Source organism: Ureibacillus sp. FSL K6-2830 (genome assembly GCF_038004145.1).
In the GTDB taxonomy this organism is placed as follows: domain Bacteria; phylum Bacillota; class Bacilli; order Bacillales_A; family Planococcaceae; genus Ureibacillus; species Ureibacillus thermosphaericus.
The window spans coordinates 1,688,949-1,708,655 of the sequence record NZ_JBBOQR010000001.1 but is presented as its reverse complement, the minus strand read 5'-3'; the positions used below and the strand labels follow the sequence as shown (position 1 = coordinate 1,708,655).

Here is a 19,707-nt window from a genome sequence, read left to right as displayed (position 1 = left end):
AAATGCCACTTCTCTATCGCGCCGATCGGACTTTCAGTCCTTGGTAGTAAGGGGCTTCAATTTTTGCAATAAAAAAAGCACCACTGTTGTGGTGCCTTTTTGCGAAGCGACGTCCTACTCTCACAAGGGGAAGCCCCTTACTACCATCGGCGCTGAAGAGCTTAACTTCCGTGTTCGGTATGGGAACGGGTGTGACCTCTTCGCCATCGTCACTTCACTATATGAGAGGTTGTTCTCTCAAAACTGGATAACGACATTGAAAATGATTGGTTAAGTCCTCGATCGATTAGTATCCGTCAGCTCCACACGTCACCGTGCTTCCACCTCGGACCTATCTACCTCATCGTCTTTGAGGGATCTTACTTGCTTATGCAATGGGAAATCTCATCTTGAGGGGGGCTTCATGCTTAGATGCTTTCAGCACTTATCCCGTCCACACATAGCTACCCAGCGGTGCCTTTGGCAAGACAACTGGTACACCAGCGGTGTGTCCATCCCGGTCCTCTCGTACTAAGGACAGCTCCTCTCAAATTTCCTACGCCCACGACGGATAGGGACCGAACTGTCTCACGACGTTCTGAACCCAGCTCGCGTACCGCTTTAATGGGCGAACAGCCCAACCCTTGGGACCGACTACAGCCCCAGGATGCGATGAGCCGACATCGAGGTGCCAAACCTCCCCGTCGATGTGGACTCTTGGGGGAGATAAGCCTGTTATCCCCGGGGTAGCTTTTATCCGTTGAGCGATGGCCCTTCCATGCGGAACCACCGGATCACTAAGCCCGTCTTTCGACCCTGCTCGACTTGTAGGTCTCGCAGTCAAGCTCCCTTATGCCTTTACACTCTGCGAATGATTTCCAACCATTCTGAGGGAACCTTTGGGCGCCTCCGTTACCTTTTAGGAGGCGACCGCCCCAGTCAAACTGTCCACCTGACACTGTCTCCCAAGCCGATCAGGCTTGCGGGTTAGAATTTCAGTACAACCAGGGTAGTATCCCAAGGGCGCCTCCAGGGAAGCTGGCGCTCCCCCTTCTACGGCTCCTACCTATCCTGTACAAGTTGCACCGAAATTCAATATCAGGTTACAGTAAAGCTCCACGGGGTCTTTCCGTCCTGTCGCGGGTAACCTGCATCTTCACAGGTACTATAATTTCACCGAGTCTCTCGTTGAGACAGTGCCCAGATCGTTACGCCTTTCGTGCGGGTCGGAACTTACCCGACAAGGAATTTCGCTACCTTAGGACCGTTATAGTTACGGCCGCCGTTTACTGGGGCTTCAATTCGGAGCTTCGCTTGCGCTAACTCCTCCTCTTAACCTTCCAGCACCGGGCAGGCGTCAGCCCCTATACTTCACCTTACGGTTTTGCAGAGACCTGTGTTTTTGCTAAACAGTCGCCTGGGCCTATTCACTGCGGCTCATCAGGGCTTGCACCCCAATGAGCACCCCTTCTCCCGAAGTTACGGGGTCATTTTGCCGAGTTCCTTAACGAGAGTTCTCTCGCTCACCTTAGGATTCTCTCCTCGACTACCTGTGTCGGTTTGCGGTACGGGCACCTCCCGCCTCGCTAGAGGCTTTTCTTGGCAGTGTGAAATCAGGAACTTCGCGCATAACGCGCTCCCCATCACAGCTCGGCGTATTAGGAAGCGGATTTGCCTACTTCCACGCCTTGCTGCTTGGACACGCTCGACCAACGGCGTGCATTCCCTATCCTCCTGCGTCCCCCCATCACTCAAACGGCGGGGAGGTGGTACAGGAATATCAACCTGTTGTCCATCGTCTACGCCTTTCGGCCTCGACTTAGGTCCCGACTAACCCTGAGCGGACGAGCCTTCCTCAGGAAACCTTAGTCATTCGGTGGATGGGATTCTCACCCATCTTTCGCTACTCATACCGGCATTCTCACTTCTAAGCGCTCCACCAGTCCTTCCGGTCTGACTTCGACGCACTTAGAACGCTCTCCTACCACTCGTGCAACGCACGAATCCACAGCTTCGGTGAATCGTTTAGCCCCGATACATTTTCGGCGCAGCGTCACTCGACCAGTGAGCTATTACGCACTCTTTAAATGATGGCTGCTTCTAAGCCAACATCCTGGTTGTCTAAGCAACGCCACATCCTTTTCCACTTAACGATTACTTTGGGACCTTAGCTGGTGGTCTGGGCTGTTTCCCTTTTGACCACGGATCTTATCACTCGTAGTCTGACTCCCGTGTATAAATAGCTGGCATTCGGAGTTTGTCTGAATTCGGTAACCCGAGGTGGGCCCCTAGTCCAAACAGTGCTCTACCTCCAGTATTCTTCACACGAGGCTAGCCCTAAAGCTATTTCGGAGAGAACCAGCTATCTCCAAGTTCGATTGGAATTTCTCCGCTACCCACACCTCATCCCCGCACTTTTCAACGTGCGTGGGTTCGGGCCTCCAGTGAGTGTTACCTCACCTTCACCCTGGACATGGGTAGATCACCTGGTTTCGGGTCTACGACCACGTACTCAAAACGCCCTATTCAGACTCGCTTTCGCTGCGGCTCCGCATTTTCTGCTTAACCTTGCACGTAATCGTAACTCGCCGGTTCATTCTACAAAAGGCACGCCATCACCCGTTAACGGGCTCTGACTACTTGTAGGCACACGGTTTCAGGTTCTCTTTCACTCCCCTCCCGGGGTGCTTTTCACCTTTCCCTCACGGTACTGGTTCACTATCGGTCACTAGGGAGTATTTAGCCTTGGGAGATGGTCCTCCCGGATTCCGACGGAATTTCACGTGTTCCGCCGTACTCAGGATCCACTCAGGAGAGGATGGATTTTCGACTACAGGGCTTTTACCTTCTCTGGCCGTCCTTTCCAGAACGGTTCATCTAATCCATCCTTTTGTAACTCCGTATAGAGTGTCCTACAACCCCAAGAGGCAAGCCTCTTGGTTTGGGCTGTTCCCGTTTCGCTCGCCGCTACTCAGGGAATCGATTTTTCTTTCTTCTCCTCCAGGTACTTAGATGTTTCAGTTCCCTGGGTGTGCCTTCTTAACGCTATGGATTCACGTTAAGATACTGTTCCATTACGAACAGTGGGTTCCCCCATTCGGAAATCTCCGGATCAAAGCTTACTTACAGCTCCCCGAAGCATATCGGTGTTAGTCCCGTCCTTCATCGGCTCCTAGTGCCAAGGCATCCACCGTGCGCCCTTAACAACTTAACCTTTACGGTTTTCGATACGCTGCGCAATACTTCGTCAATTTCGCTCGTTCGAATCCTCATGTACGCATATAGTACACTCCGGTTCTCACTCGCTCATTCCCTTGTCTTGCTTGCGTCTCGCAACCCTTACGGCTTTAATCCACGTCGCATTTACGTCGTGTTAGCCTAGTTGTTTGCGCTTTACAGTAAATTGCTTGCTTTCAATGTCGTTTATCCAGTTTTCAAAGAACAACACTATAACTTTGAAGGTCATAAACCTTCAAAACTGAACACAAAACGCTAATGCTTCCGTAAATATCCTTAGAAAGGAGGTGATCCAGCCGCACCTTCCGATACGGCTACCTTGTTACGACTTCACCCCAATCATCTGTCCCACCTTCGGCGGCTGGCTCCCGAAAGGGTTACCTCACCGACTTCGGGTGTTACAGACTCTCGTGGTGTGACGGGCGGTGTGTACAAGGCCCGGGAACGTATTCACCGCGGCATGCTGATCCGCGATTACTAGCGATTCCGGCTTCATGCAGGCGAGTTGCAGCCTGCAATCCGAACTGAGAACGGTTTTTTCGGATTGGCTCCGTCTCGCGACTTCGCGACCGTTTGTACCGTCCATTGTAGCACGTGTGTAGCCCAGGTCATAAGGGGCATGATGATTTGACGTCATCCCCACCTTCCTCCGTATTTGTACGGCAGTCTCCTTAGAGTGCCCAACTGAATGATGGCAACTAAGGACAAGGGTTGCGCTCGTTGCGGGACTTAACCCAACATCTCACGACACGAGCTGACGACAACCATGCACCACCTGTCACCGCTGTCCCCGAAGGGAAGGCTATGTCTCCATAGCGGTCAGCGGGATGTCAAGACCTGGTAAGGTTCTTCGCGTTGCTTCGAATTAAACCACATGCTCCACCGCTTGTGCGGGCCCCCGTCAATTCCTTTGAGTTTCAGTCTTGCGACCGTACTCCCCAGGCGGAGTGCTTAATGCGTTAGCTGCAGCACTAAGGGGTGGAAACCCCCTAACACTTAGCACTCATCGTTTACGGCGTGGACTACCAGGGTATCTAATCCTGTTTGCTCCCCACGCTTTCGCGCCTCAGCGTCAGTTACAGGCCAGGAAGCCGCCTTCGCCACTGGTGTTCCTCCATATCTCTACGCATTTCACCGCTACACATGGAATTCCGCTTCCCTCTCCTGCACTCAAGTCTCCCAGTTTCCAATGACCCTCCCCGGTTAAGCCGGGGGCTTTCACATCAGACTTAAGAAACCGCCTGCGCGCGCTTTACGCCCAATAATTCCGGACAACGCTTGCCACCTACGTATTACCGCGGCTGCTGGCACGTAGTTAGCCGTGGCTTTCTAGTAAGGTACCGTCAAGGTGCAGCCAGTTACTACTGCACTTGTTCTTCCCTTACAACAGAGCTTTACGATCCGAAGACCTTCTTCGCTCACGCGGCGTTGCTCCATCAGGCTTTCGCCCATTGTGGAAGATTCCCTACTGCTGCCTCCCGTAGGAGTCTGGGCCGTGTCTCAGTCCCAGTGTGGCCGATCACCCTCTCAGGTCGGCTACGCATCGTCGCCTTGGTAGGCCGTTACCCCACCAACAAGCTAATGCGCCGCGGGCCCATCCTATAGTGATAGCAGAACCATCTTTCAACATCAAAGCATGCACTTTGATGTGTTATCCGGTATTAGCACGCGTTTCCGCGAGTTATCCCAGTCTATAGGGCAGGTTACCCACGTGTTACTCACCCGTCCGCCGCTAACCTCATGAAAGCTAGGCTTTCAATTGGTTCGCTCGACTTGCATGTATTAGGCACGCCGCCAGCGTTCGTCCTGAGCCAGGATCAAACTCTCCATAAAAGAAAATTTGATTTGCTCAAAAATTGAATGTCCGAATCTAGTTTGTCAACGAGGGTTAACAACTAGATAATTTATTACATTAACGTTTTGTTGTTCAGTTTTCAAGGTTCATGGTGGAGCATAGCGGGATCGAACCGCTGACCTCCTGCGTGCAAGGCAGGCGCTCTCCCAGCTGAGCTAATGCCCCAATATAATGTATGGTCGGGAAGACAGGATTCGAACCTGCGACCCCTTGGTCCCAAACCAAGTGCTCTACCAAGCTGAGCTACTTCCCGATTTTATGGCGCGCCAGGCAGGAGTCGAACCCACAACCTTCTGATCCGTAGTCAGACGCTCTATCCAATTGAGCTACTGGCGCTAACTTCTATTTTACATGGTGCCGAGGACCGGAGTCGAACCGGTACGGTAGTCACCTACCGCAGGATTTTAAGTCCTGTGCGTCTGCCAATTCCGCCACCCCGGCATTATTGGAGCGGAAGACGGGGTTCGAACCCGCGACCCCCACCTTGGCAAGGTGGTGTTCTACCACTGAACTACTTCCGCAATAATTATATTTTAAATGGTGCGGGTGGAGGGAGTCGAACCCCCACGCCGTGAGGCGCTAGATCCTAAGTCTAGTGCGTCTGCCAATTCCGCCACACCCGCAAAATGGTGAGCCATGAAGGACTTGAACCTTCGACCCTCTGATTAAAAGTCAGATGCTCTACCACTGAGCTAATGGCTCATGATGGTGCCGGCGAAAGGAATCGAACCCTCAACCTACTGATTACAAGTCAGTTGCTCTGCCAATTGAGCTACACCGGCATGATATGGTGGAGGATGACGGGATCGAACCGCCGACCCCCTGCTTGTAAGGCAGGTGCTCTCCCAGCTGAGCTAATCCTCCATATATTAGCCTAGCAACGTCCTACTCTCACAAGGGGAAGCCCCTTACTACCATCGGCGCTAAAGAGCTTAACTTCCGTGTTCGGTATGGGAACGGGTGTATCCTCTTTGCCATCGTCACTAGACTATTTGTTTTGAGACAAGAACTATTATATCACTTAATCAAAGAATTGCAAGTGTTTTTTTAAAATAATTTTTGTTCTCTCAAAACTGGATAACGACATTGAAATGATTGGTTAAGTCCTCGATCGATTAGTATCCGTCAGCTCCACACGTCACCGTGCTTCCACCTCGGACCTATCTACCTCATCGTCTTTGAGGGATCTTACTTGCTTATGCAATGGGAAATCTCATCTTGAGGGGGGCTTCATGCTTAGATGCTTTCAGCACTTATCCCGTCCACACATAGCTACCCAGCGGTGCCTTTGGCAAGACAACTGGTACACCAGCGGTGTGTCCATCCCGGTCCTCTCGTACTAAGGACAGCTCCTCTCAAATTTCCTACGCCCACGACGGATAGGGACCGAACTGTCTCACGACGTTCTGAACCCAGCTCGCGTACCGCTTTAATGGGCGAACAGCCCAACCCTTGGGACCGACTACAGCCCCAGGATGCGATGAGCCGACATCGAGGTGCCAAACCTCCCCGTCGATGTGGACTCTTGGGGGAGATAAGCCTGTTATCCCCGGGGTAGCTTTTATCCGTTGAGCGATGGCCCTTCCATGCGGAACCACCGGATCACTAAGCCCGTCTTTCGACCCTGCTCGACTTGTAGGTCTCGCAGTCAAGCTCCCTTATGCCTTTACACTCTGCGAATGATTTCCAACCATTCTGAGGGAACCTTTGGGCGCCTCCGTTACCTTTTAGGAGGCGACCGCCCCAGTCAAACTGTCCACCTGACACTGTCTCCCAAGCCGATCAGGCTTGCGGGTTAGAATTTCAGTACAACCAGGGTAGTATCCCAAGGGCGCCTCCAGGGAAGCTGGCGCTCCCCCTTCTACGGCTCCTACCTATCCTGTACAAGTTGCACCGAAATTCAATATCAGGTTACAGTAAAGCTCCACGGGGTCTTTCCGTCCTGTCGCGGGTAACCTGCATCTTCACAGGTACTATAATTTCACCGAGTCTCTCGTTGAGACAGTGCCCAGATCGTTACGCCTTTCGTGCGGGTCGGAACTTACCCGACAAGGAATTTCGCTACCTTAGGACCGTTATAGTTACGGCCGCCGTTTACTGGGGCTTCAATTCGGAGCTTCGCTTGCGCTAACTCCTCCTCTTAACCTTCCAGCACCGGGCAGGCGTCAGCCCCTATACTTCACCTTACGGTTTTGCAGAGACCTGTGTTTTTGCTAAACAGTCGCCTGGGCCTATTCACTGCGGCTCATCAGGGCTTGCACCCCAATGAGCACCCCTTCTCCCGAAGTTACGGGGTCATTTTGCCGAGTTCCTTAACGAGAGTTCTCTCGCTCACCTTAGGATTCTCTCCTCGACTACCTGTGTCGGTTTGCGGTACGGGCACCTCCCGCCTCGCTAGAGGCTTTTCTTGGCAGTGTGAAATCAGGAACTTCGCGCATAACGCGCTCCCCATCACAGCTCGGCGTATTAGGAAGCGGATTTGCCTACTTCCACGCCTTGCTGCTTGGACACGCTCGACCAACGGCGTGCATTCCCTATCCTCCTGCGTCCCCCCATCACTCAAACGGCGGGGAGGTGGTACAGGAATATCAACCTGTTGTCCATCGTCTACGCCTTTCGGCCTCGACTTAGGTCCCGACTAACCCTGAGCGGACGAGCCTTCCTCAGGAAACCTTAGTCATTCGGTGGATGGGATTCTCACCCATCTTTCGCTACTCATACCGGCATTCTCACTTCTAAGCGCTCCACCAGTCCTTCCGGTCTGACTTCGACGCACTTAGAACGCTCTCCTACCACTCGTGCAACGCACGAATCCACAGCTTCGGTGAATCGTTTAGCCCCGATACATTTTCGGCGCAGCGTCACTCGACCAGTGAGCTATTACGCACTCTTTAAATGATGGCTGCTTCTAAGCCAACATCCTGGTTGTCTAAGCAACGCCACATCCTTTTCCACTTAACGATTACTTTGGGACCTTAGCTGGTGGTCTGGGCTGTTTCCCTTTTGACCACGGATCTTATCACTCGTAGTCTGACTCCCGTGTATAAATAGCTGGCATTCGGAGTTTGTCTGAATTCGGTAACCCGAGGTGGGCCCCTAGTCCAAACAGTGCTCTACCTCCAGTATTCTTCACACGAGGCTAGCCCTAAAGCTATTTCGGAGAGAACCAGCTATCTCCAAGTTCGATTGGAATTTCTCCGCTACCCACACCTCATCCCCGCACTTTTCAACGTGCGTGGGTTCGGGCCTCCAGTGAGTGTTACCTCACCTTCACCCTGGACATGGGTAGATCACCTGGTTTCGGGTCTACGACCACGTACTCAAAACGCCCTATTCAGACTCGCTTTCGCTGCGGCTCCGCATTTTCTGCTTAACCTTGCACGTAATCGTAACTCGCCGGTTCATTCTACAAAAGGCACGCCATCACCCGTTAACGGGCTCTGACTACTTGTAGGCACACGGTTTCAGGTTCTCTTTCACTCCCCTCCCGGGGTGCTTTTCACCTTTCCCTCACGGTACTGGTTCACTATCGGTCACTAGGGAGTATTTAGCCTTGGGAGATGGTCCTCCCGGATTCCGACGGAATTTCACGTGTTCCGCCGTACTCAGGATCCACTCAGGAGAGGATGGATTTTCGACTACAGGGCTTTTACCTTCTCTGGCCGTCCTTTCCAGAACGGTTCGTCTAACCCATCCTTTTGTAACTCCGTATAGAGTGTCCTACAACCCCAAGAGGCAAGCCTCTTGGTTTGGGCTGTTCCCGTTTCGCTCGCCGCTACTCAGGGAATCGATTTTTCTTTCTTCTCCTCCAGGTACTTAGATGTTTCAGTTCCCTGGGTGTGCCTTCTTAACGCTATGGATTCACGTTAAGATACTGTTCCATTACGAACAGTGGGTTCCCCCATTCGGAAATCTCCGGATCAAAGCTTACTTACAGCTCCCCGAAGCATATCGGTGTTAGTCCCGTCCTTCATCGGCTCCTAGTGCCAAGGCATCCACCGTGCGCCCTTAACAACTTAACCTTTACGGTTTTCGATACGCTGCGCAATACTTCGTCAATTTCGCTCGTTCGAATCCTCATGTACGCATATAGTACACTCCGGTTCTCACTCGCTCATTCCCTTGTCTTGCTTGCGTCTCGCAACCCTTACGGCTTTAATCCACGTCGCATTTACGTCGTGTTAGCCTAGTTGTTTGCGCTTTACAGTAAATTGCTTGCTTTCAATGTCGTTTATCCAGTTTTCAAAGAACAACACTATAACTTTGAAGGTCATAAACCTTCAAAACTGAACACAAAACGCTAATGCTTCCGTAAATATCCTTAGAAAGGAGGTGATCCAGCCGCACCTTCCGATACGGCTACCTTGTTACGACTTCACCCCAATCATCTGTCCCACCTTCGGCGGCTGGCTCCCGAAAGGGTTACCTCACCGACTTCGGGTGTTACAGACTCTCGTGGTGTGACGGGCGGTGTGTACAAGGCCCGGGAACGTATTCACCGCGGCATGCTGATCCGCGATTACTAGCGATTCCGGCTTCATGCAGGCGAGTTGCAGCCTGCAATCCGAACTGAGAACGGTTTTTTCGGATTGGCTCCGTCTCGCGACTTCGCGACCGTTTGTACCGTCCATTGTAGCACGTGTGTAGCCCAGGTCATAAGGGGCATGATGATTTGACGTCATCCCCACCTTCCTCCGTATTTGTACGGCAGTCTCCTTAGAGTGCCCAACTGAATGATGGCAACTAAGGACAAGGGTTGCGCTCGTTGCGGGACTTAACCCAACATCTCACGACACGAGCTGACGACAACCATGCACCACCTGTCACCGCTGTCCCCGAAGGGAAGGCTATGTCTCCATAGCGGTCAGCGGGATGTCAAGACCTGGTAAGGTTCTTCGCGTTGCTTCGAATTAAACCACATGCTCCACCGCTTGTGCGGGCCCCCGTCAATTCCTTTGAGTTTCAGTCTTGCGACCGTACTCCCCAGGCGGAGTGCTTAATGCGTTAGCTGCAGCACTAAGGGGTGGAAACCCCCTAACACTTAGCACTCATCGTTTACGGCGTGGACTACCAGGGTATCTAATCCTGTTTGCTCCCCACGCTTTCGCGCCTCAGCGTCAGTTACAGGCCAGGAAGCCGCCTTCGCCACTGGTGTTCCTCCATATCTCTACGCATTTCACCGCTACACATGGAATTCCGCTTCCCTCTCCTGCACTCAAGTCTCCCAGTTTCCAATGACCCTCCCCGGTTAAGCCGGGGGCTTTCACATCAGACTTAAGAAACCGCCTGCGCGCGCTTTACGCCCAATAATTCCGGACAACGCTTGCCACCTACGTATTACCGCGGCTGCTGGCACGTAGTTAGCCGTGGCTTTCTAGTAAGGTACCGTCAAGGTGCAGCCAGTTACTACTGCACTTGTTCTTCCCTTACAACAGAGCTTTACGATCCGAAGACCTTCTTCGCTCACGCGGCGTTGCTCCATCAGGCTTTCGCCCATTGTGGAAGATTCCCTACTGCTGCCTCCCGTAGGAGTCTGGGCCGTGTCTCAGTCCCAGTGTGGCCGATCACCCTCTCAGGTCGGCTACGCATCGTCGCCTTGGTAGGCCGTTACCCCACCAACAAGCTAATGCGCCGCGGGCCCATCCTATAGTGATAGCAGAACCATCTTTCAACATCAAAGCATGCACTTTGATGTGTTATCCGGTATTAGCACGCGTTTCCGCGAGTTATCCCAGTCTATAGGGCAGGTTACCCACGTGTTACTCACCCGTCCGCCGCTAACCTCATGAAAGCTAGGCTTTCAATTGGTTCGCTCGACTTGCATGTATTAGGCACGCCGCCAGCGTTCGTCCTGAGCCAGGATCAAACTCTCCATAAAAGAAAATTTGATTTGCTCAAAAATTGAATGTCCGAATCTAGTTTGTTAACGAGGGTTAACAACTAGATAATTTATTGCATTAACGTTTTGTTGTTCAGTTTTCAAGGTTCATTTTTCTTTTTTTTGAAACAACTCTTTTATTATATCGTTTGTTATTTTTTTCGTCAACAACTTTTTTGGAGTTTTTTCATTTTTTATCACTTTCGTTAAGAGCTCTATTAGAATTACTTTCTCTTAGCGACAGCTTTTATATATTATCACCTTACCTAATCAAATGTCAACATATTTTTCAACATTTTTTTGTCTAGCGTTATAAATTATTTTACATTTAATTTTTTTATTGTTTGAAAACAATATCCCCTTATATCATTCAACTAAAAATGATATAAGTTCTCTAAATAAAATCAAATAATGTAAAACTCCCTCACTATTCTGATGTAAGAAAAGAATTAGAACAATAACCACAGATTTAGGAATACAAAAAATTACGTTGAATGAAAGCGATTAAAGATTTCATCTTTCATGTCTATAAAAAGTTGGCTGTCTAGAGATTTTCTAGACAGCCATAGATTGAACTAATGATTTTCTATAACCAGCTAATTAATCTCTTGGACGCATTGTTGGGAATAATAATACGTCACGAATGGATTGAGAATTGGTTAATAACATAACTAATCGGTCAATACCGATACCTAATCCACCTGTAGGAGGCATTCCATATTCTAAAGCTTCGATGAAATCTTCATCCATATCATGTGCTTCGTCATTTCCTGCTTCTTTTTCAGCTAGTTGCGCTTCAAAACGTTCGCGTTGATCGATTGGATCGTTCAATTCTGTAAACGCATTTGCATGTTCACGACGAACGATAAATAATTCAAAACGGTCTGTGAAGCGTTCATCTTCTGGATTTTTCTTTGCTAATGGCGAAATTTCAACAGGATGTCCGTAAACGAATGTTGGTTGTACTAATGTTTCCTCTACTTTTTGCTCGAAAAACTCGTTAATGATGTGTCCCACTTCATGCATTTCTTGAATTTCCACACCATGTTCTTTCGCTAAACTTCTCGCTTCTTCTAATGTCATAGGTTGCCAGAAGTCTACCCCGGTTACTTCCTTAATTGCATCAACCATATGCACTCGTTTCCATCCTGGTGAAAGGTCTATTTCTTCTTCACCGTATTGGATTTTCGTTGTACCAAGCACCTCTTGTGCTACATGAGAAATTAAATTTTCTGTCAATTCCATAATATCTCGGTAATCTAAATATGCACCGTATAGCTCTAATAATGTAAATTCTGGATTGTGACGTGTTGAAATACCTTCATTTCGGAACACTCGTCCTATTTCATATACTTTTTCGAGTCCGCCAACAATTAAACGTTTTAAATGCAATTCTAATGCAATACGTAAATATAGATCCATATCTAATGCGTTATGATGCGTAATGAATGGTCGAGCAGCTGCCCCTCCAGCAACAGTGTGTAAAATTGGCGTCTCTACTTCCAAATAACCTTGTCCATCTAAATAGTTTCGAATAGAACGAATAATTTTTGAACGAGTAATAAACGTCTCTTTGCTATCAGCATTCGTCATCAAGTCTAAGTAACGTTGACGATAACGTTGTTCAACATCTTGCAATCCATGGAATTTTTCAGGCATTGGGCGCAGTGATTTCGTTAAGAAAGTAAATTCGTTTGCTTTTACGGAAAGCTCTCCTGCATTTGTTCTGAAAACAACCCCGCGGATGCCCACGATATCTCCTAAATCTGCATGTTTAAATAAATCGTATGCTTCATCGCCTACTCGGTCTTGACGAACATAAATTTGAATCTGGCCAGCCAAATCTTGAATGTGAGCAAAACCAGCTTTTCCTTTTCCACGTTTTGTCATAATACGACCTGCGATGACTACTTCATCATTTTTTTCTTCCAGCTCTTCTTTCGTAAATACATCAAATTGTTCGAAAACATCTGAAGACAAGTGTGTGCGCTCGAAACGTTGGCCAAATGGATCGATACCTTTTTCACGAATATCACTTAACTTTTGGCGTCTCACCAAAAGTTGATCATTTAATTCTTCAATATTTGACACGTCTTTCACTCCTCATAATTTTAAAACGTTCTGTTCATAGTCCACAATGTATCTATTGTACACAATTTCTATCTTCTCTTCATCATTTTTGAAAGATTTTTTTAGTTTCCTTATATTTTTGATTAGGGTAATTTTTCTACTTTTGTATATAATGTTCTTATATTCAGATAAAAGATTCAACTTTTTGAGAGAGGTGTTTCCATGTATCGTAAAATAGACGATTTTATAAAAGATTGGCAACACAATAGTGCGGGTACTATAGCAATTATGGAATCCATTACGGAAGATAAAAAGCATGTTGCTATTGTTGAAGGTCATAATTCTCTTGAATTTTTAAGCTGGCACTTAACAAATGCCCCTTTATTCTTTTGCGGATTAATAGGGCAATCACTAAATGTCCAAATCAATCCATCTACACCGCCATCTACAATGAAAGAAATCATTGACGAATATAAAAAAGTAAACGAAAAAGTTGTAAATGCGGTTAAGAAACTAGATGATAGTTCATTAGAAAAAGAAGTGGATATGATTGGACAACCTACTGCGATTGGAGCAGTACTACGCATGCTTATTGATCATCAAACTCATCACAGAGCACAGATGCAAGTATTATTAAGACAAGCTGGCCTACCTGTACCGGGTGTCATGGGACCAACAAAGGAACAATCAAACGCATAATCTTACCAATTCAGGACAAGCCGCCTCAGTTGTTGAGACGGCTTTTTATATTGCTTAATTAAGCGCTTCACAATAATCGTAACCATTTGTTTTCACACAACATGCATCTCTCGTTCTTGTTTCTCACTACTTTGTTCAACCACGTTATTTAAAATTGCACGCAGTTCTTCGGCTGTTTCAACTTGATTAATCGCATTACGGATAATGCCATTGCCACGAATCCCTTTTAAATACCAAGCTGCATGTTTACGCATTTCACGTACGGCAACAAATTCACCTTTTAATTTTATCAAACGATCAAAGTGTAATAAACAAACGTCTATTTTTTCCTGAACAGATGGCTCTGGTTTTAACTCACCTGTTTCGAGGTACTGTACAGTTTGATAGATCATCCATGGATTTCCTAACGCAGCTCGACCAATCATCACCGCGTCTACACCCGTCTCATCCAACATTCGTTTTGCATCTTGTGGAGTTTCTACATCGCCATTACCGATTACAGGAATGTTTACATTTTCCTTCACTTGGCGAATGATTTCCCAATTCGCTTTTCCTTCGTACATTTGAACCCTTGTACGACCATGAACGGCTACAGCACTGCCGCCAGCTCTTTCAATCGCTTGGGCATTTTCAACAGCAAAAATGTGTTCATCATCCCAACCAATCCGCATTTTTACCGTCACCGGTTTCTCCACCGCATCAACAACTGCCGCTACCATTTCATACACTTTATCCGGATTCAGTAACCACTTCGCTCCTGCTTCACATTTAATAATTTTATTTACAGGGCATCCCATATTGATGTCAATAATATTCGCGTTCGTATGTTGATCTACAAACTTGGCCGCTTCAACGAGGGTTTCTTTTTCACCCCCAAAGATTTGCAAGGCGATTGGTTTTTCCCTTTCATCTATATAAAGCATATCTAACGTTTTTTTATTGCGTAAAATAAGTCCTTTATCACTGATCATTTCAGCATAAACAAGACCCGCACCGAATTCTTTAACCGTTAGCCGGAAAGCAACGTTACTTACTCCTGCCATTGGGGCTAGTACTACACGGTTTGCCATCACGATATCTCCTATTTGGAACGGCTTTTTCTCTTCCATGGCCTATACCTCCTTTCCCATAAAAGTGTTTTTATATCCGTCACTACTTCATAGTGTTGAGTGGCGTAATACGTATTGTTACAAAGAAAAATAATCCTTCCACTTTTGAATGCCCTCTTTTTCAAGATTGATATTCTTTAATGCTGCTTCCGCTTGAATCAACTTTTCCGAGTATGGCTTAGATGCAATATCTAATAGCGGAACCAATACGAAAGCTCTTTCAAACATTCGAGGATGTGGAATGATTAAATTCTCTGACTCAATATTGTCGTTATTAAATAATAAAATGTCAAGGTCAATAATTCTTGGCCCCCAGCGGATATTGCGAACCCGACCAAGATCATTTTCAATTAATTGACAGGTCTGTAACAATTCAATAGGTGAGAGTATTGTTTGTGCATAAATCGCAATGTTTAAAAAAGAGGGCTGATCAACATACCCCACTGGAGCCGTTTCGTAAATTGGGGATATTTTTTTTATCCTTATCCCCTCCTTCCTTTGAAGCAAATCAATGGCAGATTTTAAATTGTTTTCCCGATCTCCCAAGTTTGTACCTAAAGATAAATAAACATCATTCACCATAATGACCCCTTACTATTTCAACAGCTACTTCTTTATAATGGCCTGGAATAGGTGGATCTGGTTTTATTAGTTCCACTTTGCATCCAAACACTTGTCCTTCATATTTTTGTAAGATTGATGAAGCAATGGTTTCTGCAGCTGCTTCAATTAATTGGAAGGGCTCTCCTTCCATGATTGATTTGCATAATTCATACACTTCTACATAATTCACTGTATATTGCAGGTCGTCTGTTTCCCCTGCCTTTTTCGTATTGACCGCAAGAGATACTGTAACTCGAAAACGCTGCCCTAACATTGTTTCTTCAGGTAATACACCGTGATATCCATAAAATTGCATATCTCGCAAATGTATATAGTCCATAATAGACCTCCTATCGAAATTAGTGTCTCTCAGGAAGTTCATTCTTCACTTCAAATTTCCCCATTAATGCATCAATCATTTTCACGGTTCTTGCTATTTCTTTTACATCATGCACTCGAACAATATGACAACCTTTCATAACACCATATGCACATGTCGCCGCAGTACCTTCTACTCTTTCATGTAATGGAACATCTAAAATAGTGCCAATCAATCGTTTTCTCGAAGTCCCCAACAAAACGGGGTATCCCAATTCTGCAAGTTCATCTAATCGTTGCATCGTTTCAATACTTTGCTGCAAGTTTTTCACAAACCCTATTCCCGGATCAAGTATGATATGCTCGTCTGGAACACCAGCCGTTTTCACAATATCAATACTTTCTTTTAAATCATTTAAAAAATCTTCGAAGTAATTTTTGTAATTCGTGTTCTCTCGATTATGCATTAGAATGATAGGTGCATTATATTCAAAAGCCACTTTGGCCATTTCCGGATCTGCCTTCGCGCCCCAAATATCATTAATGATATGGGCACCAGCTTCCAATGCCGCACGAGCAACCGCTGATTTGTAAGTATCAATTGATATAATGGCAGGTACTTCTTCTCTCAAAGCTTTAATCACTGGCACGACACGAGCAATCTCTTCTTCATCAGGAATACGAGTATAACCAGGTCGTGTCGATTCTCCACCCACATCAATAATCTTCGCACCTTCCTGAACCATCTGTTTCGCATGTGCAATTGCGGCATCAATTGAATTATACTTTCCCCCGTCAGAAAAAGAATCGGGTGTCACATTTAAAATCCCCATCACAAAAGTTTCTTTTGTATAATCGAGCTCTATATTATTAATTGTTAACGGTTTACTGTATTTCGATAACATCTTCGTACACTCCTTTATCAATAAGAGGACTACTCATTCGCCTTCATTACATTCTAAACAAGTATATCATTTTCAAAGTCAAAGCACTCAATACTTTTAAATCTAAAATTCGGTGTAATCATATAACATGTTTTTCGTCAAACAAAATCGGCATCATCCAAAAGGATAATGCCGTTTCTTATTAGTCTTCGAAATTGTATAAAGCTGTTGATAAATAGCGTTCACCATTAGATGGAACAATCGCTAATACGTTAGAACCTTTGCCTAAACGTTTTGCAGTTTGAATTGCAGCGTGAATAGCAGCACCTGATGAAATACCGCATAAAATACCTTCTTCACGACCTACTTTACGAGCTGTTTCGAATGCTGTTTCGTTATCAACTTGGAATACAGAATCGTAAATTTCTGTATTTAACACTTTTGGTACGAAACCTGCTCCAATACCCTGAATTTTATGGGAACCTGGATTTCCGCCAGATAAAACCGGAGAGTCTTTCGGTTCAACTGCAATAATTTCAATGTTTGGATATTTTTCTTTTAATACAGCACCTGCACCTGTGATTGTACCACCTGTACCTACCCCAGCAACAAATGCGTCTAATTGCACACCTTCAAATGCTTCCACTATTTCCGGACCTGTTGTTAAGCGGTGGATTTCTGCATTTGCAGGGTTTTCAAATTGTTGCGGCATGAAATAACCATTTTCTTCTGCAAGTGCTGTTGCTTTAGCAATTGCGCCTTTCATTCCTTCTGGACCAGGTGTTAATACTAATTCAGCACCATATGCACGAAGTAATTTACGACGTTCAATACTCATAGTTTCAGGCATTACTAAAATAGCGCGATAACCTTTTGCTGCTGCAATCATCGCAAGTCCAATTCCAGTGTTTCCTGAAGTTGGTTCAATAATTGTTCCACCTGGTTTTAGTCGTCCATCTCTTTCTGCCGCTTCAATCATCGCTAAAGCAATACGATCTTTAACAGAGCTTCCTGGGTTAAAATATTCTAATTTTACCCAAACAGTTCCTTCATCTTCAGTTGTAGCATGGTTTAACTTCACGATTGGTGTGCGACCAACTAATTCTGTAATAGAATTATATAATTTACTCATCACGGTTCCCCTTTCATAATACCGACTATTTTTATAGGTTTTTCTTGTTTTAATATTAACCCTACTAATCGTTTGTTGTCAATGAAAATGAGAGTGAAAATTTGTAAAATTTTTAATCATTATTCACCATAGAACCATGTCACATCAAATTCTTTCCAAAACATTTCCGGGGTAATGGATGATGACAGTTGCTCCATCGCTAACCCCCTTTTAATATGATCTTTTACCTCTCCATAAGGGAAAGATCTTCCTTCCATTTTTTCATGTAATTGAACAATTCCATATCGGCCGTCTCTTAATAAAACAGGCTTGCTAATTTCATTTTTATTTAGTTTTTGAAGCGCTTTCAGTATAGCTGGATCTACATTGGATTGATTCGTAATATAGCCAATATCTCCCCCGAGACTTGCCGAAACTTGTTCAACAGAACGTTCCCGAGCTAATACCGAAAAATCAGAACCTTCATTCAGTTCTTTTAAAACACTTTCTGCTTCATCTTTCGTATTCACAACAATTAATTTTGCTCGGTACGTCGTTGGAATATTATATAACGATTCATTTTCTTCATAATAAGATTCAAGCTCTTTTTCATCAATAATAATATCTTTTGTTAATACTTTCTCTAAAATCAACTGGGACTTAATCTGCTCTTTAAGTTCCTTCTCCCCTAATTGTTGCAACGTTGAATCCATTTCACTGGAAGAAACCATAAGGGATAGCTCTAAATCAATTTCATCCTCAGTCACGTCAATGCTATATTCTTTTGCAGCCTTTTCCATTACTTTTTGATTCACCATGCGCTGCAATGTATCTTTTCCATAATAACGTTCCATTTCAGCCATCCATTGTAGGCGAGTAATATTTTCACCATCAACGCTAGCGACGATAGTTTCATCGTCGCCAGCTTCTTCATCTCCACCTAATGCAAATAACCAAAGAACAAACCAAAAAATATTCCCAACAAATAAAATCGCAAGTAATGTGAGTACAGGTTTTGTTTTTAATCGGCGTTTTGATAGTGGCGTATGTTGAGTCGTAGGTTGGTTAATTTTTTGCCTCGATCTCACGGATAAAACCTTCTAGCTCCTCTTGGCTATAATGATATTTTTCTAAACAGAAGTGGCACTCCGCTTCTGCTCCTCCATCTTCATCAATCATTTCTTGAATTTCTTGTACACCTAGTGATTTAATAGCCGCTCCAAAACGCTCTTTTGAACATCCACAGTTAAATTGAACAGGCATAGTTTCTAACACTTTTACATTTCCTTCTCCTAATACTGCATCTAATATTTGTTCAGGGGTATAGCCTTTTTCAATCATTTTCGAAATCGGTTCAACGGATTTTAAGTGGTTTTCAATTGTTTCAATTGTTTCATCATCGCATCCTGGTAATAATTGAATAATAAAACCTCCAGCTGCAAGTACGGAATTATCCGTGTTCACCAGTACACCTAATCCTACTGATGAAGGAACTTGTTCTGATACTGCATAATAATAAGTGAAGTCTTCAGCAATTTCTCCTGAAACGATTGGAGTTTGACCTGTAAACATTTCTCTCAAACCTAAGTCTTTTACAATCGTAATGTTTCCATTCGTTCCAACTGCACGACGTACATCTAGTTTTCCAACTTCATTTAACGGGAAATGAGTTTGTGGATTCGTGACATATCCCCTTACTTCTCCTTTTCCGTTTGCATCTATCAATATAATACCGATTGGACCTCCACCTTCGATTTTGATTGTAATCTTATCATCGGCATTCATCATTGATCCCATCATAGCTCCAGCAGTCAATGCGCGACCTAGGGCAGCAGTAGCGGTAGGCCATGTATTATGTCTTTTTTGTGCTTCCCCAACAGTATTCGTTGAACGCACCGCATATGCACGAACTTTTCCATCAAATCCTAAAGCTTTTACTAAATAATCTTCCATAACAAATTTCC

The 19,707-nt window shown here is 45.6% G+C and carries 9 protein-coding genes, 9 tRNA genes and 6 rRNA genes; 1 reads left to right on the top strand and 23 read right to left on the bottom strand.

Translation table 11 applies throughout. From position 1 onward, the window contains the following. Positions 1 to 101: 101 nt before the first annotated feature. The 16 genes from rrf (NSU17_RS08420) to lysS all read right to left on the bottom strand — a co-directional run bounded on the left by rrf (NSU17_RS08420) (position 102) and on the right by lysS (position 13,049). Positions 102 to 217: ribosomal RNA gene (rrf, locus tag NSU17_RS08420) — 5S ribosomal RNA — on the bottom strand. A 49-nt stretch (positions 218 to 266) separates the two neighbouring features. Further along, positions 267 to 3,193 (bottom strand): 23S ribosomal RNA (locus NSU17_RS08415). Positions 3,194 to 3,496: 303 nt separating this feature from the next. Next, a 16S ribosomal RNA gene (locus NSU17_RS08410) occupies positions 3,497 to 5,049 on the bottom strand. Between the two features lie 111 nt (positions 5,050 to 5,160). Continuing rightward, a tRNA-Ala gene (locus NSU17_RS08405) sits at positions 5,161 to 5,236 on the bottom strand. Positions 5,237 to 5,247: 11 nt separating this feature from the next. Beyond that, positions 5,248 to 5,324: transfer RNA gene (locus NSU17_RS08400), tRNA-Pro, on the bottom strand. Between the two features lie 6 nt (positions 5,325 to 5,330). Continuing rightward, a tRNA-Arg gene (locus NSU17_RS08395) sits at positions 5,331 to 5,407 on the bottom strand. 16 nt (positions 5,408 to 5,423) lie between these two features. Then, a tRNA-Leu gene (locus tag NSU17_RS08390) sits at positions 5,424 to 5,512 on the bottom strand. 5 nt (positions 5,513 to 5,517) lie between these two features. Further along, positions 5,518 to 5,592: transfer RNA gene (locus NSU17_RS08385), tRNA-Gly, on the bottom strand. 17 nt (positions 5,593 to 5,609) lie between these two features. Next, positions 5,610 to 5,694 (bottom strand) — tRNA-Leu (locus NSU17_RS08380). 4 nt (positions 5,695 to 5,698) lie between these two features. Beyond that, positions 5,699 to 5,773, bottom strand: a tRNA-Lys gene (locus tag NSU17_RS08375). A 4-nt stretch (positions 5,774 to 5,777) separates the two neighbouring features. Then, positions 5,778 to 5,853 (bottom strand) — tRNA-Thr (locus NSU17_RS08370). Positions 5,854 to 5,859: 6 nt separating this feature from the next. Beyond that, positions 5,860 to 5,935, bottom strand: a tRNA-Val gene (locus NSU17_RS08365). 8 nt (positions 5,936 to 5,943) lie between these two features. Further along, positions 5,944 to 6,059: ribosomal RNA gene (rrf, locus tag NSU17_RS08360) — 5S ribosomal RNA — on the bottom strand. A 107-nt stretch (positions 6,060 to 6,166) separates the two neighbouring features. Next, positions 6,167 to 9,093: ribosomal RNA gene (locus tag NSU17_RS08355) — 23S ribosomal RNA — on the bottom strand. Between the two features lie 303 nt (positions 9,094 to 9,396). After that, positions 9,397 to 10,949, bottom strand: a 16S ribosomal RNA gene (locus NSU17_RS08350). The 16S, 23S and 5S rRNA genes sit together here with 9 tRNA genes alongside, the layout of an rRNA operon. A gap of 600 nt (positions 10,950 to 11,549) precedes the next feature. Further along, positions 11,550 to 13,049: a lysine--tRNA ligase gene (gene lysS / locus NSU17_RS08345; RefSeq protein WP_340704768.1), complete on the bottom strand. Its 1,500-nt coding sequence runs from the start codon at positions 13,047 to 13,049 to the stop codon at positions 11,550 to 11,552. Positions 13,050 to 13,241: 192 nt separating this feature from the next. Between lysS and NSU17_RS08340 the strand changes: the two genes are divergently transcribed. Then, positions 13,242 to 13,718, top strand: coding sequence for a DinB family protein (locus tag NSU17_RS08340; RefSeq protein WP_340704767.1), 477 nt, complete (start codon positions 13,242 to 13,244; stop codon positions 13,716 to 13,718). 92 nt (positions 13,719 to 13,810) lie between these two features. Here NSU17_RS08340 and dusB read toward each other — a convergent pair whose 3' ends face one another. From dusB to hslO, 7 genes are all read right to left on the bottom strand, one after another. Continuing rightward, positions 13,811 to 14,827 carry a tRNA dihydrouridine synthase DusB gene (gene dusB, locus NSU17_RS08335; RefSeq protein ID WP_340704766.1) on the bottom strand — a complete coding sequence of 339 codons (1,017 nt, stop codon included), beginning with the start codon at positions 14,825 to 14,827 and terminating at the stop codon, positions 13,811 to 13,813. Positions 14,828 to 14,905: 78 nt separating this feature from the next. Next, a complete protein-coding gene (gene folK / locus NSU17_RS08330; RefSeq protein ID WP_340704765.1) occupies positions 14,906 to 15,409 on the bottom strand; it encodes a 2-amino-4-hydroxy-6-hydroxymethyldihydropteridine diphosphokinase in 504 nt (167 codons plus the stop codon). Next, entirely contained in the window at positions 15,399 to 15,770 is a 372-nt protein-coding gene (gene folB, locus NSU17_RS08325; RefSeq protein ID WP_016838826.1) for a dihydroneopterin aldolase, read from the bottom strand. The genes folK and folB overlap by 11 nt, the downstream gene beginning before the upstream one ends. Before the next feature lie 19 nt (positions 15,771 to 15,789). Beyond that, entirely contained in the window at positions 15,790 to 16,653 is an 864-nt protein-coding gene (gene folP, locus NSU17_RS08320) for a dihydropteroate synthase (protein ID WP_340704764.1), read from the bottom strand. Positions 16,654 to 16,834: 181 nt separating this feature from the next. Next, positions 16,835 to 17,764: a cysteine synthase A gene (cysK, locus tag NSU17_RS08315; protein ID WP_016838828.1), complete on the bottom strand. Its 930-nt coding sequence runs from the start codon at positions 17,762 to 17,764 to the stop codon at positions 16,835 to 16,837. A gap of 119 nt (positions 17,765 to 17,883) precedes the next feature. Continuing rightward, on the bottom strand, positions 17,884 to 18,831 hold the full coding sequence (locus NSU17_RS08310) for a peptidyl-prolyl cis-trans isomerase (protein WP_340432707.1): 948 nt from the start codon (positions 18,829 to 18,831) through the stop codon (positions 17,884 to 17,886). Beyond that, positions 18,809 to 19,696: an Hsp33 family molecular chaperone HslO gene (gene hslO / locus NSU17_RS08305; RefSeq protein ID WP_096549918.1), complete on the bottom strand. Its 888-nt coding sequence runs from the start codon at positions 19,694 to 19,696 to the stop codon at positions 18,809 to 18,811. The genes NSU17_RS08310 and hslO overlap by 23 nt, the downstream gene beginning before the upstream one ends. Positions 19,697 to 19,707: the final 11 nt, after the last annotated feature.